Below are 22,999 nucleotides of genomic sequence, written 5' to 3'. Positions count from 1 at the left end.
TTCATTTCTTTCGAGACTCAAAGTATCTAGGCTTCTTCAGCACCTGCAGTCACATTACCCATAGTGTATGAATGAGCTCCTGTTCCAGCGAGTCTGCCTTTATCAACTATAAGATAAACATCACGGATAGGGCGTCCCTCTAACCAACACTCCAAAATTTCGCGTGTTCCAGCAGCGTAACGAGCTTGTGCAGATAAGGACGTTCCTGAAATGTGAGGAGTCATACCATGGTGAGGCATTGTGCGCCAAGGATGGTCTTTGGGTGCCGGTTGTGGAAACCATACATCACCTGCATAGCCTGCAAGTTGACCATTTTCACAGGCTCTTACAATGGCTTCGCGATTACATATTTTTCCTCGAGCCGTATTGATTAGATAAGAACCTCGTTTCATTTTATTAATCAATTGCTCGTCAAATAAATTTTCAGTCTCGGGTGTTAATGGGCAATTAATAGTTACCACATCACATGCTTCCACAAGAGATTCGACTCGATTATGAAAAACCAATCCCAATTCCTTTTCGGTTTTTTCTGGCAGGCGATGGCGATCTGTATAATGCAATTTTACATCAAAAGGCTTTAAACGCTTCATGACCGCTAATCCGATACGCCCACATGCTACAGAGCCTACTGTCATTCCTTCCAAATCGTAGGAGCGTGCGATGCAATCAGCAATATTCCAACCTTTTTGGACAACCCATTGATACGAAGGCAAGTAATTACGTACTAAAGAAAGAATCATCATGACAACATGTTCTGCAACGCTAATGCTGTTTGAATAAGTGACTTCTGCTACAGTAATGTTCCTTTCTTTTGCGGCTTGTAAATCTACATGATCCGACCCAATGCCCGCGGTAATGACTAATTTTAATTTTTTTGCTTTGGCAATTCGCTCTTCCGTTAAATAAGCAGGCCAAAAAGGTTGGGAAATCACTACATCGGCATCGGGTAATTCTTTTTCAAAAACGGAATTTGGTCCCTCTTTATCCGAAGTAACGATAAACTGATGTCCTTGAGCTTCAAGAAACTCACGTAATCCGAGTTCACCAGACAAAGAACCAAGTAAAGAACCAGGTTTAAAATCAAGATGATTAGGAGTAGGGACCTTTTGTCCATCAGGATAGTGTTCTATTTTGGGAATCGTATCCCGAGCATAATGTTTTGGATATCCATTAATTGGATCGTCATATAGAACACAAAGAATTTTAGCCATACATTTGTCCTTAAATAAAATGATTAATTAAATCGCTGCGTTTCAAATCAGTGGCAGTTGGCACGTGGAAGATGATAGAACGTTTATTTTAGTATTCAAAGTTCTAAATTATTGGATTAAGATAATGAATTTATTCTGTTAACTTGTAAACTATTATCAGCAATAAATTTTTTGGTTGGGGGGGGATGTTCGTAACTAAAATGCATTGTAGAATCAAAAAGCTACTCACCACTTCATTTTACATGGGGCATAAAATACTTAGCAAAGGAACTTCCTTATTTCCATGCTAAAAGAGATACAGCACTAATTGGGATGATACTCAGTATTTTGTTCTTGGCGAGGCTGTTCGCCTTTTATCTCCAACCCTGGGTATTCACTTTTTAGTACAGCAATCGCATCTTGAGCAAACTCGCTCTTAATGGTCACTTTTAATCTGTCTGAATTTAAACGACCATCTGCTGACTCTACAAAAAAATGTTTGCCATTTACGAAGGCATTCTTCTTACTACCTTGATCATCGCAAATTGCTAAAAGTGCATGATACGCAAAAGTCATATCACCAATTGCATCTCGCGTTCCATCCTTCATAACAAGAGTACCATCCCGGTATTGTTCAACAGTTGTTTTGTATTTCATAATTTCCTCATTTGATGAACTATCTGTATTTAATTTTAACAGAGCATTGTTAGCTAAAGATTAAAACTCGAAAAAAGTGCTCTACTTTAGGTTAAAGTTTGTTCTACTTAAAAAAATCCAATCTATTGAATGGTCAAGCAATCTACTGTTTTACTGAGCACTGCTAAAACTGAGGATAGTCAAGAAAAACATGGTGAGATACAATGAGCTTTTGTTAGTTTGATAAAACCAATTTAAATAAACAATGACTTATATGAATAGTCAAAGAAAAAGGAGCCAGTCCCCCACTTATGAGAAGTATTTTATGCGCTAATTCCAAGATTGAATTTGCAAACACCTTGCGAGGTCTTGCAGCATTATTGGTTGTTATTTCCCATTATTTCAGTACTTTTTGGTATAAGAGAGACTCCATCGCTCATATAATTAATGCGCCGATTCTATCTCCTGAAACATATGCTATACCCACATACATCAAATGGTTTAATTTATTTCCTCTTTTTGACTGGGGCTCTTATGGAGTGGGGTTATTCTTTATAATCAGTGGTTTTGTTATTCCATTTTCACTCCATAGAATAAATGCAATTGGATTTTGCATAAAGCGTTTTTTTCGTATTATTCCTACCTACATAATAGGATTTAGTATTACTTTATTGGCTCTTTTTTTATGTGGAAAATATTTTCCTGCACCTTGGCCTTATACCTTTCAAGAGATTTTAATCCATTACATACCAGGAATTCGAGATATTCTCGGATCGAGAAATATAGATACAGTTATCTGGACTCTTGAAATAGAAATGAAATTTTATCTTATAGTGGCTTTATCAATTGCCTGGTTTCGTAGGTATTCACTAAAGGTTTTTTTAATACCCATCGCATTATTTCTTTTAACCTGCTACCTGTCGCATATGATTCCAGTGTGGGCAATGAATCATCTGGTTGCCTTTATCCAAGCTGAAATTTATATGATGTCATCACCTTATATAATTTTCATGTTCATTGGGGTAGCTTTTCATTATTTATACGCTCATAAAATATCATCTGATGTAGCATATTTGCTAATAAGTAGCTTATTTTTTATATTTTGCATCGCTTGGTGGGCTGGGCCATATTCCAATAACTTAATATTGGCATGGAGCTATGCGTTGGCTTTGTTAACTTTTATGTTTGCCTATATATTCCCACGTTTTTTTAAAGCAAATCCTATATTTAATTTTTTTGCTGACATTAGTTATCCTCTGTATATTATTCACAGCATTGTGGGGTACATTCTTCTTCGCATTATGTTGGATAGAGGTTTTAAAATTGGGTTAGCTCTGAGTGTAGTGATTTTTGTTTCTGTACTACTCTCCTGGTTTCTACATCTACTTATTGAGCGGCCTTCGCAGATGCTCGGAACAAAACTTTCGGAACGATTAAGTTTCAGCATTCCAGAGTCATCAATATTTCTAAAAAAATGGATTAAGTCATTGCGATTACAATCTTCAGAAAATTAGCTTAGGGGTTTTATGTCGGAGTATGAAACTATTTTAAGTGAGCAGGAAAAGAAATGGATCTTGGATAGACGTATAACAAGGCTCTCTGACAATAAAGAGGTTCAAATATACCCCATGGGAGCGGAGCGATATTTATCATCTGCTTTGGCGGGGAATCAAAGAAACCGATATAATATCCGTGCCAATGTGGAAGGAAAAAATGTCTTAGTCATTCCGGGATATGGTAATAGTAGTTTCTTATTTGCACAAGCAGGCGCAAAATCAGTTACTGCATATGACAAAGATGCTGTGACAATTGCCTGGATGAAAGCATTTAAAAAATACTATCTTTATCGTGAATATGATGATCGAGGAAATGCGTTGCCCTCAGTTGGAGAACTATTTGACGCACTCACGTGTTGGTATCCCCCCTTAGTTAATTTGCAGCGGGGAAACTTTGTTAATTTTTTATTCTGGATAGTCCAACCCAATTTATTAAGGCGAGCCTATATTCACTATATGGTGACATTAGTTCAGCGTGCTGTTAAATCCACAATTCAAACGAGTTGTGAATTGGATAAAAACATTCAGTTTCATGTGGGCACAATAGATAAACTACTTACGAGTGATAAAAAGCAAACTTTTGATACTGCTTTTGTCCCCTATCTTTTAGGAGTTGAGAACGGAATTGAAAAAGAAGACGACATTGTGAACTTTATTGGACAAATGGTTCATATTATTCCTGAAGGTAATATTTTGGTTACTCCCTCTAGAAATACGAAGGAGCATTACATTACCGGACGGAGTTATTTTTTAACAACAGGGTATGCGGAGATTCAGGCAATTCCCAAACTCAAAACATATGTTATTGGTAATGACAAATATTGGTTTCGCACACAAGGCTTGGCAATATTTGGAAGACCTCATGGTTAATCGAGTGCATTGATAAGAAATGGTAAAAATTTCTAAAGATAAATCTACGATTACCCATTAAATGTATAATTAATGAACAATCGTAATCCATTTAATGAACTGAAATGTCTCAATCCAAAACCGAAAAATCCTACGGAACTAAAAACCCCGATGTGGAAGATGTAAGAAAGATAGCTAATATAACTCAAGTAGATGTTGCTACTGTTACAAGTAATAGCTCTCCTATAGTCCATAGCTTTGGAGATGCCCCCATGAGTAGGGATGTACGTTTTGGGGCTGCTTCACTTAGTAAACCCGTTTTTGCGTACCTCGTGTTAAAGCTCGTGGAGGCCGGTAAGCTAACTCTAGATATGAAGGGGTTTAATAATATTTTGCCCTTTAAAGTCTTTTGTGATCAACATGGTTTTAAATGGAAAAATGATAAAGATATTAATGAAGAAGATATAGCACGCATTAATTCATTTACACCGACCATGATTCTCTCACATAAAACGGGATTTGATTTAAATCGAACAAATGAAGCAAATCATCAGTTTGAACCTGGCCAAGAATATTATAGATATTCAGGGTTGCCATTGTTCTATTTGCAAAAAGTGATTGAAAAACTTTATGAACCGCAATTGGTTTTAATGCAGGATAGTACCGACTCTTTTGAAGAAAATAAGCTGTATGTTTCAATCACCCCTCCGACTCTAAGATATACAATTATTGACATGAACGGAGTAGGTGTATCCAGTACCATAGACTTAAAAGTACTTAACTGTGAACTACAGAGGCTTACTGACATCAAGGAGCTTAACCCATACCTACCCAAAATACTTGAAGAAGTAGCAAAACGAGGTCATACAACTCATCTGGATGTACTTGCTAGGAAATATGTATTTGAACCGCTACATATGAACCATAGCAGTTTCGGAGATAAGCCCTGCGCAGCGAATAGTTTATCTACTTCTGCTGAAGATTATGCACTTTTTGTTCAAGCCTGGATGTGTGATGAACAATTACAATATGCATTTCAACAGCAGATCCGTATGACTCAGGATCCTTGGGCAAAAGAGGTTGTTCCTGAGAAAAGCCATTTGAACTATGTGGCTGAATGTTTGGGCTTTCAACTTGAACTCGATGAACAGGGTAGACCCCTTACAGCATTTAAGACGGGAGATATGGGACCATGGAGAGGGTGGGTTGCTATTGATTTAAGTGCTGATTTAAAGGATCGGAGAGCAACGGTTTATTTTGCAAAAGGCCCTGGCCATGACGGGAATGGACATATTCTAGCCGAAACTCTAATAAAACCCTATTTTCAATTAGAGCATGCGTTTAACTGGTTTAAAGAGAAATATGGTTTTGCCACAAAACTTGAAGAAAATTGGCAAGAAAAACAACAAGAGCGCTTTGATCGCGTAGAATATTACATGGAGTCATTATCTGGTTTACATGCCAGTGAGACAGAGTGGGCTGAAGAGGAAAAAGACTTTGAAGCAAATAAAGATAAATACATGCAACCCCCTGTCGAGAAAAATATAATTCATGAATATAGAGAATCCATAAAACAGTTAAGAGAAAGTCAACAGGATCTCTCAATGACTCAAAGGGTAGTGTTTAAGTAACCATCCACCTTTTTAAATTGGTTATAATAGTTTCTGAGTTTTCGGCAATGGTGTCGCTGAAGACAAGTTTGTCGGTTAGGCTATAGCCTCGATGATTTTAAGATGCGGCTTAAATTAGACTCTCTCAAACAACCATTTTGATACTGGCGAACCACACCAAAATCCTTCATTGGAAAGCACTTTTCTCTATTATCCTTATAATTATTTCCATTTTGGAAAATTTACATTTCCAAATCTCTATATTATCAAAACAACTCACTTGGTGTAAATTATGTACATAATTATCATGGAAAATGTGCAAAATGATAAAACTTAAGGATCTAACTGCAACTAACCGAGTAGATATACTAACCTCTAAAAAAGTCGGAAATCATTATGAGGCAGTACCGATGACTTTTTATAGGCTACGTGATCTTGCACAATGTACTGAGCAGGATTTGCCTGAAAAATTATTTCAAGATGAAGATTTTGTCATACCACCAAAAGACGATGGCCGCTCTTGGGTCAAAGCAAAGATAGGAAAACTATACCTTGAATGGAAACCTGAGGGGAAAGGAAGTTTTCTTTTAAACATTAGATATATTGATAGGAAAAATCAACTCCTACAGCCATTTTTAAATATACAAATTCCACGCCATTCAAAGATTGAGCCTCATGATTTATTACCCTTTTTCTTGGATACTTATTATAATGATTATACGGGCAAGGTGACAAGAAGTGGCTACGAAGCACGTGTACCGAGAAGCTGTGCTTATGAGTTGAAATTGGTTCTCACTAAATTGCTTCTTGATGAAAAACCTAGTGCATATGAACTGAGAAATTTCCAGGAAAATTGCCGGAAGCTTAATGCTCAAGGAAATTCACAGCATTCTGGCGTACAAATTGAACCAGTAATTAATATTGCATACTTTGACTTTAATGTTCACAAAAAGCCCACTACTCTGTTTCAAGTAACAGCACATGATGCTCATGAGTTTCTTTCAACAACTAGAAGTGGGGCCGAGATTGATCAATGGTTGCAGGATATATTGTTGCCCAACCTCTCTCCTAAAGAACGCAAACAAGGATATCTTTTAGGCTTGGAATATATTATTAATGAATTGGATTATGCGGCAAAAAAGAGCTTAGCTTTCCATATTTTAAACAGTCCAGACCATTTTTTAAAAAAAGAAAGACATTTTTTTCGCTCTTTAGAGTATTCCAACGAAACGTTCTCCGTCTTTCAACTTGTTAAAAAGCTCATGAAAGTTCCCGCAGAATCTAAAAATAACATTCTGGTTATTGAGGATAAAGAACATAATCAGGAATATATTATTTCTCGCCATACATAAAAATTAGCCTCGGGAACGGTTGCAACCGGGATCTGACAGATATTCCGGTTGTAAGATCAAGGCTCCCTCAGAGTATATAAAATGGGGCTATTTCACCCCCGAGATAATTAATGGTTATTCAAACCCTAATTGATTGTTATTATCAGGAATTTCACTTTTTTCTAAGTCTCTAAGTGATATTTTTAATTCTGTCTTGAGCAAACCTACTCGATGAAACATTGAATTGATTCCTAATGGGTTAATCACATTAAAGTTACCCAAAAGTAGATTACTAAAGTCACCCGTCACTATAAGATAAAGGCAGTTAATTATATTGCTTATGATATCTACTGCGCCACTTTGTTTTTGTAGTTCCTGCGTTGCATTAGGATCTGATAACACAGTTTTACATGACGCTGCAAATTCTTGTCGTGTGATCGGAGATTCTTTAGCCAGAAACTTTTCTTTCTCCTCTGCTAATTTTTTATGAAGTGCACATAATTCGTCACTTGCTGGTTTATCGCTTTCTACCAGATCCTCTGCTTTTTCTAAGATTTTTTGGAGATATGCATTAAATCCTACTATATCTAAGAGATCATTTCTCAGAATATGTTCGCTATTTATCGAGAAAAATTCAGAGTTGATTAATGAATACCAATGGGCATTAGCTGAATTATTTAAAATAATATCTGGGGTACCAGGTTCAACTGATGGAACAGGTATCCCATCACGATAAATTTGTAATCTCATTGGAGTATCATAGTGTATTTCAACATGATCGGGCCCAATCCGTTCTCGTATTTCTCCCTGAAGCTTACAATGCATTAGCATCAAAGTTTCTTCTGTTCCCCATATGTAGTTAGTATTTAAATGACGAATATATGCATCTAGATGTTTGTGTTCATCCTCCTGGAAAAACGCTACAGTCATATCACCTATTAGGTCTGTCACAGATTGTTTTGCCCGGAACATATAGTTTCCAATTTCTGCAAATGTTTTAGGACTTTCATCTGTATCCCATTCAGTATCAAAAATATTTATAATTTCTTCGAATTTACTTTGCATAAAACGGTGCATTTCTGCAGGCATGTTTTCGACTTTAAATATTTCTGCTTTGTTATAGTTTTCATTATCAAAATTATCTGCTTCAAATAATATATGAGCGATGTGATTTTTTTCTTTAAGCATTTTTTTGAAAAGAAAAATCATGCCGTAATTGGCTGCTGTATATAGCGATGAACCTTTAGGATTATCCATAAAGTTTTCTCGAGTCCTAGTTGCAGCATACAATCTCAAGGAAGAACCCAATATAGGTTCAATAATTCTTTTGATGTGTAGTGGGGTAAATGGTTTATTTTTTTCATTTCCTAATAAATAAAAAAGTTTTGACTTTTCTTCCGCGCCTAATCCCAATCGATCAAAAATGCTCTCTGCTGCTGCTCTATTTCCATTTTTACGCAAATAATACATCAGTGAGATGCCATAGGAATAATAAAGACAGTTTCCATCACTACTGTTATCTACTTTTTTAAATTTAGGCATAATAAATCTTATATATTCTGGTTATATAAAAATATCGCTATTAATCGTTATTCAAAATAACAAATAAACAAGGTGTTTGATAATATATCAAATGTTCAATAATCTAAAGATTTAAAGACATTAAAATGGAAATAGTTTTAACGTTTAATTAGCAAAAGGATGGAAGCGTAAAATAAGAATTTTTTGAGCAGTCCAGAGTCTCTTATTTTTCACATGTGATTTTTCTTTATCCTAATTTTTGTGCCATAAATTAAAGGAATTAAGTAATTTAATCAAAATATGATCTCTTTACGTTTACGATTTTATGAAGAATTAAATGATTTCATCCCTTTAGAAAAGCGTAAGAAATGTTCACTGGATGCACCATACCGATCCTAAAAAACAGGTAGAAGAAGTTCTGGTGCAATTTCAGTTAATAAAGGAATGCAATCCATTTACTCGCTGCTTAGTGTGTGATGGATTACTAAAGAACGTAAATAAAACTGAAATTAGCGAAGATATACCTGAGTTGACACAAAAATATTATCAGACCTTTATACAGTGCCAATCCTGCAAAAAAGTTTATTGGAAGGGGCCGCACTATATTAAATTAAAAAATTGGGTCGAGAAAATTTTACGTAATGAACCAGAATAAAGTTAAACGTCACAAAAAACACTCAAACCACGTAGAAATACGTACGTGTGCATTATTTAAGCAAGGCTTAATAAACTATAGGTAGACTATTCTTTAAGAGGAGTTCTTTCCAGGAGGTAACACTCAAAAGAAGTAGATCAAATCATGTTTAAAAATATTTCATTTTTCGGATTTAGAAAAAATTCAGTTTCCTTTAGTAGTCCTTATAGCGATTTTAAATTAGTAACAGATACTCATGTACCAGCAACAGATGTAGTTTGGCATCGAGTTCATGGAGAAACTTCGGAAGCAGTCATTAAAGACGGTTTCGGTGGAAGGGAAGGCTTACCTATAGATAATCTGAAATCTTATATAGCATTTAATACAGAATTTGGGGGCTTTGGTGGCACAGTAAGTATTGAAAAAGCATTGGAGTTTGCTCAAAATGGAGCGAATAATGTAAAAAACTTTATTTATTCTTCTGTAAATCCTAATAAAAAAATTAGCATACCTGCATTTATACGAGAAATGACTGACATGCTTTCTGAGTCCGTAACTGCTTCAAAAATAAATGAAATGGAAGTGATGGCACTAGGCGATATAAAACCAGAGTTTGTTTTTTACGCTACAGATGATCTTGATAATTTTGCGCGAGGTGAAGAAGTAAATAATTTAATGCATAGTGTCAACCCTAAACTACCTGCTACCTATAGAAGTAGCGATGTAGTAACACCTGCGTCTATATTATTACACTTAGCAAAGACTGGATGTACTAGCATTATTACAGCGTGTGTACAAAAGCAAATATTTAATATTGAAGATATGATACAGCTTGCAAAACAACCAGAGTACTCTGAGTTATCTAATTTTTTAAAAGAGTTACAACCTGTGGAAAATTCTAGCAAGTTAAACGCTCTTTGAAAATAGAAAAATCTAACTACAGATACACCAACTTCTTGTTTATTGGCTAGCTAGTAGCTTCTAGCTAGCCTAAAGAGAAGTATGATTCCCATTTGAGTGTGATGTGTCTCTAAGGTATGATTTAATGTTTTGATTCCTGATAGAACAAAATCATGAAAAAAATTGTTGAAGTTGTTCCTTATAATCCATTATGGCCTGAACTTTTTGCAGCAGAAGCATTTCAAATCAAGCAAACACTAGGGGACAATTGCATAGCAATCCATCATATAGGCTCTACGTCGGTGCCGGGATTAAGTGCTAAACCTATTATTGATATCCTGCCTGTTGTCCGAGATATTTTGCTGGTAGATAACGCTTCAAAAGCGATGGAAAACATTGGATATTCAACCATGGGTGAGCATGGCATTCCATTTCGTCGTTTTTTTCAAAAAGGAGTGACAATAAGGACTCATAATGTACATGTTTTTGAAAAGAACAACTCAGAAATTGAACGGCATTTGAGTTTTACAGATTGGATGAGAGCCCATCAGGATGATCGTGATGCGTATGCCACTCTAAAAATAGCTTTGGCAAAACAATTTCCACATGATATTACCGCTTATTGTCTAGGAAAAGAGGAATTCATTACCAATATTGACGCTCAAGCGGGTTTTACTAAACTTCGCATTGTAAAAGCTTTAACACACCTTGAATGGCAATTAGCACGTGCTTTCCGTCAAAAATATTTCTTTGATAAAGTGCCTGTTTCAGATCCATATACCTGGACATTTGATCATAAGGACCATATACATTTTGTTCTTTACCAAGGAACGATACGAGTTGGCTACGCCCACATCCAACTGTGGCCAAATCAAAGAGCCGCATTAAGAATTATTGTTATTGATGAGGCATATCGTAATAAAGGTATAGGTAGTGATTTTTTAAATCTTATTGAAAAGTGGTTACAACATACGGGAATTATTAAACTCCACATCCAATCTTCACCTGAAGCGATCAACTTTTATCTGCATCATCAATACGTTAACATGCCATTTGATGATCCTGACCATCATGAAAGTGATCCGCGAGATATTGAAATTGGAAAAATATTATGATTTGTGGGAAAGGAATACTATGGCTTAATATTCACTGCTAAACTTAATGAATTCCAACTATTCAAGTGAAACCATGATAAATCACCAAATTGAAACATTTTTTCAGTCAAAAGCCTTTGCTGTTATTGGGGCTTCTTCTAATCGGGCAAAATATGGTAATACAGTTTTACGTTGTTATCTTGAAAACAATAAAAAGGTTTATCCTGTAAATCCTCAAGAAGATGTAATTGAAGGGGTGCCTGTAGTACATTCAGTGAGTGAATTACCCGATGAGGTAAAAAGTATTTCTATTATAACGCCACCAATTATCACTGAGAAAATTGTTGATGAAGCAATTAAAAAAGGAATTAAAAATATTTGGATGCAACCTGGGGCTGAAAGTGAATCAGCCATTAAAAATTGTAAAGATCATAAAATCAATATTATAGCAGAAGGGCCTTGTATTTTAGTCACTCTGAACTATGTTGGACATTAGAATTTTGAGCTTTTACTAAATGATCTTTAATATACATCTGAAAAGTACTGATGGATGAATCATTGCGTACACTTATGAGGGATATTATATGTATATGTGGTTTGAACTATTGGTTATGCTGCTCCTCATCTTAATCTCGGCGCAATTATTTTCTAACGCGCTTGAGTATTTTGGTGAAAAAATAGATATTTCAACAGGAGTTACTGGCTCAATATTCGCTGCTATATCTACCGCACTTCCAGAAACTACCGTGCCAATTCTAGCAATAATTGCAGGAACGGCTGATCGACACGTTAATGAAGAAATTAGTGTAGGGGCAATTTTAGGTGCTCCATTAATGTTATCAACCCTATCAACTTTTATTATGACGTGTTCAGTCATTAAAAAACGAGGCTTTAATGGATATATATCACCAGAAGCCACTGGTTTTGAACGTGATATGACTTTTTTCTTAATCGCATTTACATTTGCAGCCTTAGCGATGTTTCTACCCTTAGAACCAAACTATATGCGTATTTTATTTTGCATTATTCTTGTTATTCTCTATTTTATTTACTTGATGCTTACCTTCAGGGCTTCTAAAGCTTTGGTGGAAGATGGTCATGCGGTAATCACAAACGAACCATTATTAATCGCTAAACTAGGTTTTAAAACCAACCTTACATCAATTTTAATCCAATTGATTTTTGGTTTATTGTTATTGGTATTGAGTGCAAAAGGATTCATCCACGGAATACAGCAGGCGGCAAACTCTCTTGGAATACCCGTTTTGCTTTTATCATTACTAGTTATTCCCATAGCAACAGAATTACCAGAAAAAGTGAATAGCGTAATTTGGGTAAGAAAAGGTCAAGATACTCTTGCTTTTGGCAATATAACCGGCGCAATGGTTTTTCAGGGTACGTTACTTCCTGCTTTAGGAATACTATTAACACCTTGGGAGCCATCTAGAATAGTGCTTACAGGCATACTTGTAACCTATATTGCAACAGCATGGCTAAGATTTAATATTTCAACTCACGGAATTAAAATTAAGGTTTTATTTTTGAATGGAGTTTTATATTTAACCTATCTAGTGATCGTACTTTCATAGAGCGTTTTCAGAAAGGAGCTGTGCCGTACCTAATTGAAAAAACTGACTATTTCTTACTTAATTTTTCCAATTAATAGGTTGTAAGCTCGTCAAACAAGCATAATAATAGTCATTTATTGCATTTCCTTCAGTAAGCGGAGTATCTATTTATGAAATTTGATGCCGTTGTCCTTGGCAGTGGAGTTGTAGGAGTATCGGTTGCAATTCATTTGCAAATGCGAGGGCGTTCTGTGGCATTGGTCGATTTGAAATCTCCAGGAAGTGAGACTTCTTTTGGAAATGCCGGATTGATTCAACGCGAAGGAGTGTATCCTTATGCATTCCCAAGAGAGATGACCTCCTTGCTTAAATATGCTTTGAACTGCTCTCCCGATGTTAGATATCACCCTAAATCGCTTCTAAAACTTGCACCTTTTCTATGGAAATACTGGGTCAATTCTCACTCATTACGCCATGCAGAGATTGCCCGTTCCTATGCAACACTGATCCAACATAGCGTCACGGAGCATCATTTTTTAGCTGAGGCAGCAGGAGTGAACCATTTATTTCGTTCATGTGGATGGATAAAGGTGTTTCGAACTGCAAAAAAACAAGATGCTGAAATGCGCTTTGTTGAACAATGCAAAACTGAATATGGAATCCGATTTGAGCATTTGGATTCAGCTTCGTTAGCGCAAATAGAGCCTAATCTTGATAAATCACTGCAAGGAGGTTTTCGTTATATAGATTCGGAGGCGGTGAACGATCCTGGTGCCTTGGTTGAAGCCTATGCACATTACTTTGAACATCTTGGTGGACGCTTTTTTTTCGGTGATGCATTCACATTATCTGATAAGTGGAAGGTCAAAACAGAGCAGGGACCGATCAAAGCCGACACCGCAGTGGTTGCTTTAGGACCATGGTCAGATACTTTATGTTCTCGACTCGGATATCATTTACCCCTCGCAGTAAAACGCGGATATCATATGCATTATGCTATGAGGCAAGATGCACAACTTAATCATCCAATACTTGATGCTGAAAAAGGCTATTTGTTAGCACCCATGAGTCGGGGAATTCGTCTCACTACAGGAGCGGAGTTTGCGTCACGTGATTCTCAAAAAACTCCAGTGCAACTCGATTTGGTAGAACCCATAGCACGTACTCTTTTCCCAATTACAACGCGACTTGATGAAACACCCTGGATGGGATGCAGACCCTGTACACCCGATATGCTTCCAATTATCGGTCAAGCCCCACGGCATAAAGGGCTTTGGTTTGCATTCGGACATGCTCATCACGGTTTGACCCTTGGCCCTGTGACGGGGCGTTTGCTTGCAGAAATGATAACGGAAGGGGATTTGGTCGCCGATCCATCACCATTTAGTGCCAATCGCTTTACTTCATAAACTTGGTAATGAATTCCATGCAAAACTTATCAGGCTATTTTAAGGTTAGGGTATGAACGGCTTTTTCTGGCCTACATGTTGAATTTCAATTAATTCAACTAATTGGACTGCATCAATTACACTAAGTTCTCTAGAAGAATTTAAAGAGCACCAATTTTCTAGATGTGCACGCCGTAAGCCATGTTTGGCACTCAATAGTAATGCTTCAATTCGAAGTTCTGATAAAAGGTGCATTTCATTGAGTGCTTGACCAGGCTTTAGTTTTGCTTCTTCTATAAGAGCAATCATGAAAAGGAGGGAGACAATATTTATTCGAATCGTAACGGCGGGCCTCATCAGAGGTACTTGTACCGGTTAGTAGCTCTTAACGCCGATTACTTGCTATCTAAAATGTTTATAAATTCAACCTACTTTCCGATTGACTATCCAGGATGGCACATCTTAGGGGATCATCAGACAATGACTTACGAATGTCTCTAAAAGTATTTGCACTGGATTGATTAAAGGCATTTATAACAGCTAAAGCATGTGGGTTTAACTCATTATCTTCATTTTTGCTGATTTTTTCCCTGATTCTAAGAATAGTATCGTATATTTCTTCCTCGGATTCAGGATTAATGTCTCCTACCAGTTCTTTTATTGCTTCAATAATTTTTGGAACAGAGCCATCTTGATTCTTCATGAGGGGATTATCCAGTAAATTATAAACAGCCCGTATATTATTACTTCTCTCGTCGCTGGGGATCGCAAGAATTTTTATTTTCGTTTTGCTAGAATGAAAAGAAGGGGTCGGTAAGCGTTGTTCTTTTAGGCTATCTTTAGCGTCAAAAGTATCTAAAAGAGACAATGGATCTTTATTTCTAAAGAAACTAGGCGCTAAGCCACTTTTACCAAAAAGAGAAAGGATTAGCTCAAAAGCGTTTAGTGCTTTACTAACATAACGAGTTAGCGTTGAAGGGACATTATCCTTGATTTCTCGTTTTCGGCAATGGTCATCAAAGTCTTTTTCGAACGACTCAAAGCTATACTCTTGGTCTCCAAGATAGCGCTCTAACATTTTCTGCCCCTCTTCAGCCCATTTTTTTATAGGAGAGTTGCTTTCTTTGTCTGCTGCGCTGGCTAAATCTTTAAGGGCTTTATCTAAAAGAGGAAATTTCTCTGCCTCTGCCTTAGCCTTCTTGGTTACGCGCGAAATACATTTTTCAGCCAGTTTACATGGAGACTGATATTGCCAAAGCTTGGTACCATTCTCATACTCTATTGAAGCCAGTTCTTTGTATATCTCAAAATTAGTTTTAACATCCCCTAATGCCTCGCGTAACTCTCCAATATATTTATCTTTCTCTTTTTGGGACAGCGGTAATTGATTGATATAATCTTCTGCTTTAGGCAATGATAGGCCGGTTATCTCATCTAACTGATCTAAGGTTTCTTCACAGGCTTTATAGTGTAAAGGGCTTTCATGGCCGTAACCCACATAGAGCCTATCAGTTTCAAACACATAGTTAAAGGCTGCGCTGGCTGGAAATCGAAGAGCATAGGGGTGGTCAGCCCAATCGCCTACTAGGCTGGTTTTGGAAAATCCCCAATCATCGGTGGTAACAAGTAACCCAGTATATCCCTCAGCTTCTTGTTTTAAAGCATATTCTTGAACTTTTTCTATGAATCCTACAATCTTTTCGGTTGGATAATGATTAATTTCGCTCTCATGGTCTTCTGGAAATCGACTCATAACCTTCGTTATAGCGCTTGTACTAAAACTGCAAGCTAAAAGGCCAAGAGCAAATATTTTCCCACCTTCTCTAATTTGTTTTTGTTTACTCATTTCATTACCTCAGCCTTAGTTTTTAGTATTTATATTGACCATTATATGCAATAGTAAATCGCAATACAAAGAATGTTAGGAATAGCTTGTTTCCAAAAAGGAATAGCTGTGTAAAATTAATGTTGCTTTAAATGAGGTCAAGGATTGAATTTTGTATTCCACGATAGAACTTAATTTTCGCCTTAGAACTCCTCATTAAAGTTGTCTGTGCAATGCAGAAAAGATAGAGTCTCAAAAAACGGTCCAGTCTGTTGCAAAGATGAAAAAATTTTCTCAAACTGTCAACAATGATCTAATTACATACTTTCAATAAGTTATGTTATTTGTATGCAAAGAATACTAACCAATAGAACTCTATCGGATTTGAAGAACTAATACCTTCCCATCATTTTTATGAAAAGTGAATCTGCAGATTGATTTTTCTTTTGTTAAAAACTTACTGAATTTGTTATCGATGGTTTTTCTGGGCTAGCTTTGAAAGATCCTGTACCTCATCATTCATCCTTAAGTCGAATAAAAAAACGAAATAGAACGATTGTCGTATTCTTTAAGGATCTTAAATTAGAGAATTATTCTGAAAAAGTTATTATACGTCTGCTTTATTCATAATCGGATATGCACGAGCTTCTGCAGATGATCAAAATTTAGACCTTAAACATGATGAGAAAAAAATTGGACTAAAAAGTCTGCATGAGTCTCAAGGTCCGGAAAATTGGTTTTTCATATTTTTGGTGCATTGGCAGAGTTTGAGCGCAACCTTATTCGAGAACGTACTTATGCTGGTTTGCAAGCAGCAAGAGGTAGAAATGGCGGCAGGCCTAAAAAACTATCAATTGATAAGACAAAAATAGTCATTCAACTTTATCAAGGAAAACAACATAGTATTAAGCAAATTTGTGATTTGGCTGGCTTTTCAGAGCCAACCTTATACAAATATTCAAATAAGTACTAGGGCCTGTTGACATTTCACATTGCCAACCACAGAAGTGTCATACTTCAGAATGATACGATTTATACAAAAAACTAGAGCCACAAAAACACTTTTTTAACCGTATATCTTAATCATTGGTGCTTGCAATGACATTAGGAATCTTCATTAGCTAATCTTAATCCTGAAAGATATACTTGAAATTTAGTTTATATGATTAAATCTTTATAAAATCAGACTTAATTACGTAGGAGCGAGAATGGATGATTTAATAAACATTATTACTGAATTTAAAGAAAATGAAGCGATTTCTAAAATCATCAATGAAAATCTAAAAAAATTTAATGAATCCATCATTGGCAAGTATGAAGCAAAACCTTTTATTATCTATGCGCAAAATGATTCGTCTGAAATTCTTGGCGGTATTAAAGGAGATGTTTTTGGTAGCTTATGTAGGGTGTTTACTGTTTGGATCCATGAACAATATCGCCGTAAAGGAGTAGGGCGCTCTCTATTTGCGACGCTAGATACTTTCGCAAAAACAAATAATTGCACTATGATCCAACTCGATACGGCAGAGTTTCAAGCGAAAGGCTTCTATGAGAAACTGGGGTATCAAGTAATTGCCACTTTGCCAGATAATTTTATAGGTTATACCAGCTACATCTTGAGAAAAAAATTGATTTAAAGACTGTATTACAATTAGGTTGAAGCATGCTTAGAGATAATCTTTTTAATAAAAAATTAAATTTGGATAATAAAAATTTGCAATATTTCCCTGAAGGTTTGAGTAAATTAAACTTTTTAGAAAGTATCAGTTTTTATAATAATCAACTCAAAGAATTACCGAGTGAGTTATGGTCAATAAAATCATTGCGTCATTTAAATGCATCAGCAAATAAAATTACGTCCATATCCAAAGAAATTGGCCAATTGGAAAATCTGCATATTTTAGACATGAATGGAAATAAACTATCAGCTTTACCAGAAAGTCTGCATGAAACTCCATTAACTAAGTATTTATACATGGCCGATAATGAGTTTTTATCTGTTCCTGAAGTGGTTACCAAATTACATCAATTACAATATTTAAATTTTTCCGGGAATGAAATAAAGCAACTACCGGTGGACATTGGTGCGTTACATCATCTAATTGAGTTGCGGGTTTATAATAATTTAATTAATGAAATACCTTATTCAATAGGCCATTGCGAACAGCTTAGAGAGATTCACTTAATGAAAAACCGAGTGAAAACTCTTCCTCATGAAATTGGTAATTTAAGAGAGTTAAGAATTCTTGATTGTTCTGATAATCTCATCGAAATCATTCCTGAAAGTATAGGCGCTTTGTCAAAGTTAAAGATTTTAAATTTTCGGAATAATAATTTAAGTGTCCTTGTAGATGAGATAGGGGCTTTGTCTGAGCTTCTCTATTTAGACTTAAGAAATAATAATTTAAAAGCACTTCCTATCGGTCTACTCAAACTGAATAAATTAGAAAAATTAGATTTGAGATGTAACAAACATTTAGAATGCCCAAATTGGTTATTTGAACTTGAAAATAATGGCTGTGTCATAATGCATTAGTTAAAATGCATTATGTGTGTTACAGCCGAAAAACTTATTTTTAGCGTATACTAAGCGATGTTGTTTCTACTTCAATTTCCTTTTTAGGTCGGCAATTCAACTTGTTCAGCTCACGCTCCAATGAGCGAGCCCACTTATAAACGCCATTTGTTGTTTCAAGAGCATGTGCTTTGAAAAAACTATCGGGTACTCCATTTTTTTTCAGGTCTGCTTTTAAATGTTGTATGCCAGCCAAAAGACAACGTTTGACACTTTTCGCACAGTTATTTTGTATAAAACAATAACTTTCGTTGCTCTCTTTTGTCATTGCATTTATAACTGCTAACTCATTAATATGATAGCGTAAACCGCTATCACTGGTTGGTAGTTGGATGGAGTATTCGGGATGTTTGCCTTCTGTTTTATTAGAACTTAGCACCAAATTCTCTTCTCGCGAAAGATAGTCTGCTCGATCTCTAACATTTACTTTTAATAGTTCTACTGCATTTTCATCCATGCCATTTATTCGCTCATTGATCGCTTGAATTTTCCGCTCAAGAACAATAATTTCCTTAGCTGTCTTATCTAGCTCTTCTTGATTTTGATTTAATTGTGCTTGGTAATTAATTTCGGTTTGAGCAATATTTTTTTCAAGAGTAATAAATGCTTGATTGAGTGTTTCATTTTCCTTTTGTAAACCATTTAACTCATGAGTTATTCGCGATATTTCAGCAAATATCTTTGCATCCGGTGTAGAAATTTTATTTAAATAATTTAATATCTTGGTAGGGAAAAGGGTTTTTCTAGTATTTTTTAATATTTCAGCTTTTATTTCATCCTTTTTTTTCTTTAATAGACCTAGCTCCACTTGAGAGTTTTCAAGCAGTTGATTGTGTGAAGCAAACAAAGTTTGTTGTTTAATGGTTAATTGATTGAGTTTTTCTACGGCACTTTTTTTCTTGTCTAGAGCCCCATCGATATTCCAAACCCTAATTGTGTCATCAAGATTGTTTTTTTTTGCATCATCGATTTTTTTTTGCGCCGAGCTAAGGGCCGGGTGTCGGATAGAAAAAGTTCGGTTATTACTTTCTTCTCTTTTCATATCAGAATCATGATCCGATATCTCTGGTTTTATTCCTTTAGCTTTCGGAGCCAGGTGTAAGAGATTGAAAAAATCACGAACTAACTCTCCTGAAGAGGGTCTTTCTTCAGGCCAGAAACTATGAGTAACTTGAATGCTTCGAAGGGCTTTACGTCTATAATACATACCTGATGCACCTCTAGTGGCTTCAGGTACATAACAGAGACTTTTCTTTGCGAATAATGGAGATGAGTTGTCGTCTAACTTTGCATATCCAGGAGAACGTTCATTAAGCTCCATGACAAAATTAGCATGTCCAATATTCTCACCTTTATCCTCAGAAGCTAATAAAGGACCAAAAAAGCGATTTTTAATCCGTCTGCCTAAAATCTGGGTGGTAGAGAGCCAAACATTTACTTGAATCATACCTTTTTATACCTTCTTTATTTACATCCTGTACTATTTATTAATCAAAAAACCTGATTGAAAATCAAGTAGTTAAAAAAACTGTAATATTGTATCTTATATTAAACTCTTTGTTTTTCAAGTACTCAGTTCCATCTTTATGTAGAAAAATTTACAGTTCATTAAACTGCATTATCAAGCTAAGAACTGTTTATTGTCTAAATGATAAATTTCAAAGCTTGTTTAATAAGGACAATAATAAATGAATATAGAGGGTTTGATATTAAGAGACTGAGAAATCACAGCATATTGTTATAGAATTTAATTTACAGCGATTTTAAATAAGATCTCACAAATGATTTGAAAAGGTCATATTAAATTTAAAAAGAGAATCACTTGTTGCGTTTAATAATAAAAAAGATAGGCTATCAATATTGCTCTGTAGTAAGAGCTATTTCAACAACGTTATTGGGATTAAACATCTCTTTAAAATATTTAAAACTCTCAAGTCTGGACTGATCATTTTGAGTACGTGAAAGCAGGTCTTGCCCATACACTGCAATATCCTCGATAATTCGTTCCTGCCTATAATAAGATAAGATTGTTTTATCAACGATTGTGCAACCATAACCTTCATAAAAAAAAGGGACTTCGTGAGGCGCATTCCATACATTACCAACGCCACCTCCAATAAACATCAAATCACGTTCTTTAGGGGCTAGAATTGGCTCATCCCAATCAATAATATAAATCGCTTCCTCATTAACCACCAATACATTACCTGCATGGATATCAGAATGGCACAATACGTACTCATCTATATCGGGGTTAATTTTCTTAGAGAGTACTTCTGAAGAATCCACTAATTGCTGAATTGGATAAATATGCTGATTAAAAAAAGACTTAAAGTCCGTAGTAATCTTATTATCGGAAGGCTCCAAGCTCATTTTACTATAGAAGGATCTGACGATATCGCGCCATTGAGATGAATACATTTCTTTTCTTAATTGCTGTTTAATCCAGGAAGGGAGCGAGGTATCATGAATTTGTCTTAATACTTTTCCAAACTGGTACCAATGTTTTTTGGTCAAGTTTCTTGCGAACCCATTCGGTGCTTGAATAAATGGATACACAATTATTTTAACATGGTCTATTTTTTGAAAAAGTTTTGCATCAAGTGTTGGGAGAGGTACTATAATTTCTTTTACTCCGGAATCCTGCAAGAGACAAATGATAGACAAATTCATTTCATCGAACTTCCCACATTTCAGCTTTACGAAATAAGATTGGGTTGGTGAATCCGCTTTATATCCAAACGAATTCATATCAGCTCCCCCCTGGATGAGTTGTGCCGAATAAATAGAAATTCCAAAGTAAACATTCAGAATCTCAATGATTTGTTGTTCTTGAAAGGGGGGCTTAATCATAGGATATCTATTTCTAAAATGGTGTTAGTGAAGTTGTGCCTCTTAAATCAGCAATAACTTATTTATATGATGGTTCCTGCTTTCATTATATATCCAATAATGAATATTTTTTCAATTTTAATTCAATAATTGTGCTTTAAATTTCTACTCATTGTTCTCTGTGTACCAGGGTTAGTTGGTCAGACTGTTCAATTGTTGTGCTATAATTTCATCTAAGTCAAAGAGAGCAATTTATTATTGCAGGCTGGTTGTTATGAAAATTTTGGAAATTTATCGTACAAATGAATGGCTGACTGAAAATACCAGACGGCAAAGATTCAGAGATCTGACAAAGAATGATTTTATTGAAAGCACAAAAAAAGTGCTGAAAGCAGTTCCTATACTTACTATTGCGGGAGCTGGATTTAGTAAAGGTTTACAGGAGAATTCTATTGGCTTAACGTATATGAGCTTACATATTTTAAAAGAGGTTCATAACGGAATAGGCTATAGTGGCAAATATAATGAATGCGAATTTTATGAACCAATTGATCGCACCACTCAAAGGTTTCAGAAAGATGCTGCTGCGGATTTGGCATCACCTTTTGTAAAATTATGGCTGGTAACAGATGACGAGGAAGTTAAAGGGGCAGAGATAACTCGGGGTGTCTTGTTTCATAGTCACACTGAAGCAATAAAATTCCAAAAAATGTATCCGAGTTTGGAAGCGTATACCCAATCCTCTTTTTATAAGGCACCCGCGCAAATAGTTTGTCAAATTACTGAAAATACACTCCCAGTTTTTGATGAGGAGTTAGACAATTTTCTGGCAAATCAAAAATCTTACGGTATTTTAGCAGGAACACCTGAAATCACGGCAAGAAATTTTAGATTTGTACGTTTATATGAAGGAAAGCCTGAAAATTTAGTGATAGGTTCTGATGGAAGCAATTTAATAGAAATAGATTTTCCAGAAGCTGTGAGTAAAAAAGATTATAATAAATATTTTCCAAAAACTGATGAACTGTCACGTAAAGAAGAAGCTGATCAAACCCGTCAAGAAGACGTTACACAACTGGTTAATGATAATTTAAAAATAATTGAAGAAGGGGTGACAGAGCTTGAGCTGTCGGACGATGAAGAGTCAGTTCAAAGTAGAGATGAACGTGAAAAAGTTGATGAGCTTAAAAGTACAGAATATTATGAATTCTTAGCACAAGAATCTGACGCCTATGATATAACTCAAAATGAAGAATCAGAGGAACCTAAGGCACACAAAGATTCAAGTGCTCTATCCGAAAACGAAAAAGCGCATCAAACAAAAAACTCGAGTTCCCTAGCAGGCTCCATGAAAAAAGGGCTCTTTAAGACCCCAGAAAAAGAGGAGGCGGTAGAATCTGATAAGAAAGCTGAATCAGCAGTAAAACCCCAAAAAATACCGTAATAAAAAAGAGCTTATTGAGCAAGTATCGATCTTTTGCGGAAATTTT

Annotated in this window: 21 protein-coding genes and 1 pseudogene; 15 read left to right on the top strand and 7 right to left on the bottom strand. The window is 35.6% G+C overall.

Annotation, left to right across the window (positions count from 1 at the left end; translation table 11 throughout):
• Positions 1-26: 26 nt before the first annotated feature.
• Both ACWTEW_RS24910 and ACWTEW_RS24905 read right to left on the bottom strand, forming a co-directional pair.
• On the bottom strand, positions 27-1,211 hold the full coding sequence (locus tag ACWTEW_RS24910) for an NAD-dependent formate dehydrogenase (RefSeq protein WP_454780789.1): 1,185 nt from the start codon (positions 1,209-1,211) through the stop codon (positions 27-29).
• Between the two features lie 303 nt (positions 1,212-1,514).
• On the bottom strand, positions 1,515-1,847 hold the full coding sequence (locus tag ACWTEW_RS24905; RefSeq protein ID WP_454780788.1) for a hypothetical protein: 333 nt from the start codon (positions 1,845-1,847) through the stop codon (positions 1,515-1,517).
• Between the two features lie 290 nt (positions 1,848-2,137).
• Here ACWTEW_RS24905 and ACWTEW_RS24900 point away from each other — a divergent pair, with 290 nt between their 5' ends.
• The 4 genes from ACWTEW_RS24900 (at position 2,138) to ACWTEW_RS24885 (ending at position 7,193) form a co-directional block, all read left to right on the top strand.
• On the top strand, positions 2,138-3,340 hold the full coding sequence (locus tag ACWTEW_RS24900) for an acyltransferase family protein (protein WP_454780787.1): 1,203 nt from the start codon (positions 2,138-2,140) through the stop codon (positions 3,338-3,340).
• A gap of 12 nt (positions 3,341-3,352) precedes the next feature.
• Positions 3,353-4,252 (top strand): ABC transporter permease, encoded by a 900-nt coding sequence (locus ACWTEW_RS24895; protein WP_454780786.1) that lies wholly within the window; start codon positions 3,353-3,355, stop codon positions 4,250-4,252.
• Between the two features lie 104 nt (positions 4,253-4,356).
• Positions 4,357-5,862, top strand: a complete 1,506-nt coding sequence (locus ACWTEW_RS24890) for a serine hydrolase (protein ID WP_454780785.1) — start codon at positions 4,357-4,359, stop codon at positions 5,860-5,862.
• 302 nt (positions 5,863-6,164) lie between these two features.
• Positions 6,165-7,193, top strand: a complete 1,029-nt coding sequence (locus ACWTEW_RS24885) for a hypothetical protein (RefSeq protein WP_454780784.1) — start codon at positions 6,165-6,167, stop codon at positions 7,191-7,193.
• 114 nt (positions 7,194-7,307) lie between these two features.
• Here ACWTEW_RS24885 and ACWTEW_RS24880 read toward each other — a convergent pair whose 3' ends face one another.
• Positions 7,308-8,714 carry a hypothetical protein gene (locus tag ACWTEW_RS24880; RefSeq protein WP_454780783.1) on the bottom strand — a complete coding sequence of 469 codons (1,407 nt, stop codon included), beginning with the start codon at positions 8,712-8,714 and terminating at the stop codon, positions 7,308-7,310.
• Positions 8,715-9,072: 358 nt separating this feature from the next.
• Between ACWTEW_RS24880 and ACWTEW_RS24875 the strand changes: the two genes are divergently transcribed.
• From ACWTEW_RS24875 to ACWTEW_RS24850, 6 genes are all read left to right on the top strand, one after another.
• Positions 9,073-9,348, top strand: a complete 276-nt coding sequence (locus ACWTEW_RS24875) for a Mut7-C RNAse domain-containing protein (RefSeq protein WP_454780782.1) — start codon at positions 9,073-9,075, stop codon at positions 9,346-9,348.
• A 144-nt stretch (positions 9,349-9,492) separates the two neighbouring features.
• Positions 9,493-10,248 carry a hypothetical protein gene (locus ACWTEW_RS24870; protein ID WP_454780781.1) on the top strand — a complete coding sequence of 252 codons (756 nt, stop codon included), beginning with the start codon at positions 9,493-9,495 and terminating at the stop codon, positions 10,246-10,248.
• Between the two features lie 152 nt (positions 10,249-10,400).
• Positions 10,401-11,342 (top strand): GNAT family N-acetyltransferase, encoded by a 942-nt coding sequence (locus ACWTEW_RS24865; protein WP_454780780.1) that lies wholly within the window; start codon positions 10,401-10,403, stop codon positions 11,340-11,342.
• Between the two features lie 73 nt (positions 11,343-11,415).
• Positions 11,416-11,817: a CoA-binding protein gene (locus ACWTEW_RS24860; RefSeq protein WP_454780779.1), complete on the top strand. Its 402-nt coding sequence runs from the start codon at positions 11,416-11,418 to the stop codon at positions 11,815-11,817.
• A gap of 88 nt (positions 11,818-11,905) precedes the next feature.
• A complete protein-coding gene (locus tag ACWTEW_RS24855) occupies positions 11,906-12,910 on the top strand; it encodes a sodium:calcium antiporter (RefSeq protein WP_454780778.1) in 1,005 nt (334 codons plus the stop codon).
• 149 nt (positions 12,911-13,059) lie between these two features.
• Positions 13,060-14,298 (top strand): NAD(P)/FAD-dependent oxidoreductase, encoded by a 1,239-nt coding sequence (locus tag ACWTEW_RS24850; RefSeq protein ID WP_454780777.1) that lies wholly within the window; start codon positions 13,060-13,062, stop codon positions 14,296-14,298.
• Between the two features lie 45 nt (positions 14,299-14,343).
• On the opposite strand, the gene ACWTEW_RS24845 is transcribed toward ACWTEW_RS24850, so the two are convergent.
• A complete protein-coding gene (locus ACWTEW_RS24845) occupies positions 14,344-14,634 on the bottom strand; it encodes a hypothetical protein (RefSeq protein ID WP_454780776.1) in 291 nt (96 codons plus the stop codon).
• Between the two features lie 58 nt (positions 14,635-14,692).
• Positions 14,693-16,123, bottom strand: coding sequence for a hypothetical protein (locus tag ACWTEW_RS24840; protein WP_454780775.1), 1,431 nt, complete (start codon positions 16,121-16,123; stop codon positions 14,693-14,695).
• Between the two features lie 443 nt (positions 16,124-16,566).
• Between ACWTEW_RS24840 and ACWTEW_RS24835 the strand changes: the two are divergent.
• The 4 genes and pseudogenes from ACWTEW_RS24835 to ACWTEW_RS24820 form a co-directional block, all read left to right on the top strand.
• A pseudogene (locus ACWTEW_RS24835) lies at positions 16,567-16,675 on the top strand (transposase); the annotation flags it as partial.
• A 160-nt stretch (positions 16,676-16,835) separates the two neighbouring features.
• Positions 16,836-17,075: a helix-turn-helix domain-containing protein gene (locus tag ACWTEW_RS24830; protein ID WP_454780774.1), complete on the top strand. Its 240-nt coding sequence runs from the start codon at positions 16,836-16,838 to the stop codon at positions 17,073-17,075.
• A gap of 235 nt (positions 17,076-17,310) precedes the next feature.
• Positions 17,311-17,739: a GNAT family N-acetyltransferase gene (locus tag ACWTEW_RS24825; protein WP_454780773.1), complete on the top strand. Its 429-nt coding sequence runs from the start codon at positions 17,311-17,313 to the stop codon at positions 17,737-17,739.
• A gap of 62 nt (positions 17,740-17,801) precedes the next feature.
• Positions 17,802-18,638, top strand: a complete 837-nt coding sequence (locus ACWTEW_RS24820; RefSeq protein ID WP_454780772.1) for a leucine-rich repeat domain-containing protein — start codon at positions 17,802-17,804, stop codon at positions 18,636-18,638.
• Positions 18,639-18,678: 40 nt separating this feature from the next.
• Here the strand turns inward: ACWTEW_RS24820 and ACWTEW_RS24815 are convergent, their stop codons facing one another.
• A complete protein-coding gene (locus tag ACWTEW_RS24815; protein WP_454780771.1) occupies positions 18,679-20,124 on the bottom strand; it encodes a hypothetical protein in 1,446 nt (481 codons plus the stop codon).
• 407 nt (positions 20,125-20,531) lie between these two features.
• Positions 20,532-21,530, bottom strand: a complete 999-nt coding sequence (locus ACWTEW_RS24810) for a phosphotransferase family protein (RefSeq protein WP_454780770.1) — start codon at positions 21,528-21,530, stop codon at positions 20,532-20,534.
• A gap of 253 nt (positions 21,531-21,783) precedes the next feature.
• Between ACWTEW_RS24810 and ACWTEW_RS24805 the strand changes: the two genes are divergently transcribed.
• Positions 21,784-22,953 (top strand): hypothetical protein, encoded by a 1,170-nt coding sequence (locus ACWTEW_RS24805; protein WP_454780769.1) that lies wholly within the window; start codon positions 21,784-21,786, stop codon positions 22,951-22,953.
• The last annotated feature ends 46 nt before the right edge of the window (positions 22,954-22,999 follow it).

This window comes from Legionella stuttgartensis (assembly GCF_977063405.2).
This window is presented reverse-complemented; position numbering and strand designations above follow the sequence as displayed.

Bases quoted from the DNA above. Each gene is read 5' to 3' on its own strand.
- ACWTEW_RS24905 (WP_454780788.1), bottom strand. From the start codon at position 1,847: ATGAAATACAAAACAACTGTTGAACAATACCGGGATGGTACTCTTGTT.
- ACWTEW_RS24810 (WP_454780770.1), bottom strand. From the start codon at position 21,530: ATGATTAAGCCCCCCTTTCAAGAACAACAAATCATTGAGATTCTGAAT.
- ACWTEW_RS24845 (WP_454780776.1), bottom strand. From the start codon at position 14,634: ATGAGGCCCGCCGTTACGATTCGAATAAATATTGTCTCCCTCCTTTTC.
- ACWTEW_RS24890 (WP_454780785.1), top strand. From the start codon at position 4,357: ATGTCTCAATCCAAAACCGAAAAATCCTACGGAACTAAAAACCCCGAT.
- ACWTEW_RS24805 (WP_454780769.1), top strand. From the start codon at position 21,784: ATGAAAATTTTGGAAATTTATCGTACAAATGAATGGCTGACTGAAAAT.
- ACWTEW_RS24860 (WP_454780779.1), top strand. From the start codon at position 11,416: ATGATAAATCACCAAATTGAAACATTTTTTCAGTCAAAAGCCTTTGCT.
- ACWTEW_RS24880 (WP_454780783.1), bottom strand. From the start codon at position 8,714: ATGCCTAAATTTAAAAAAGTAGATAACAGTAGTGATGGAAACTGTCTT.
- ACWTEW_RS24910 (WP_454780789.1), bottom strand. From the start codon at position 1,211: ATGGCTAAAATTCTTTGTGTTCTATATGACGATCCAATTAATGGATAT.
- ACWTEW_RS24825 (WP_454780773.1), top strand. From the start codon at position 17,311: ATGGATGATTTAATAAACATTATTACTGAATTTAAAGAAAATGAAGCG.
- ACWTEW_RS24870 (WP_454780781.1), top strand. From the start codon at position 9,493: ATGTTTAAAAATATTTCATTTTTCGGATTTAGAAAAAATTCAGTTTCC.
- ACWTEW_RS24815 (WP_454780771.1), bottom strand. From the start codon at position 20,124: ATGATTCAAGTAAATGTTTGGCTCTCTACCACCCAGATTTTAGGCAGA.
- ACWTEW_RS24885 (WP_454780784.1), top strand. From the start codon at position 6,165: ATGATAAAACTTAAGGATCTAACTGCAACTAACCGAGTAGATATACTA.
- ACWTEW_RS24840 (WP_454780775.1), bottom strand. From the start codon at position 16,123: ATGAGTAAACAAAAACAAATTAGAGAAGGTGGGAAAATATTTGCTCTT.
- ACWTEW_RS24865 (WP_454780780.1), top strand. From the start codon at position 10,401: ATGAAAAAAATTGTTGAAGTTGTTCCTTATAATCCATTATGGCCTGAA.
- ACWTEW_RS24895 (WP_454780786.1), top strand. From the start codon at position 3,353: ATGTCGGAGTATGAAACTATTTTAAGTGAGCAGGAAAAGAAATGGATC.
- ACWTEW_RS24900 (WP_454780787.1), top strand. From the start codon at position 2,138: ATGAGAAGTATTTTATGCGCTAATTCCAAGATTGAATTTGCAAACACC.
- ACWTEW_RS24855 (WP_454780778.1), top strand. From the start codon at position 11,906: ATGTATATGTGGTTTGAACTATTGGTTATGCTGCTCCTCATCTTAATC.
- ACWTEW_RS24850 (WP_454780777.1), top strand. From the start codon at position 13,060: ATGAAATTTGATGCCGTTGTCCTTGGCAGTGGAGTTGTAGGAGTATCG.
- ACWTEW_RS24875 (WP_454780782.1), top strand. From the start codon at position 9,073: ATGCACCATACCGATCCTAAAAAACAGGTAGAAGAAGTTCTGGTGCAA.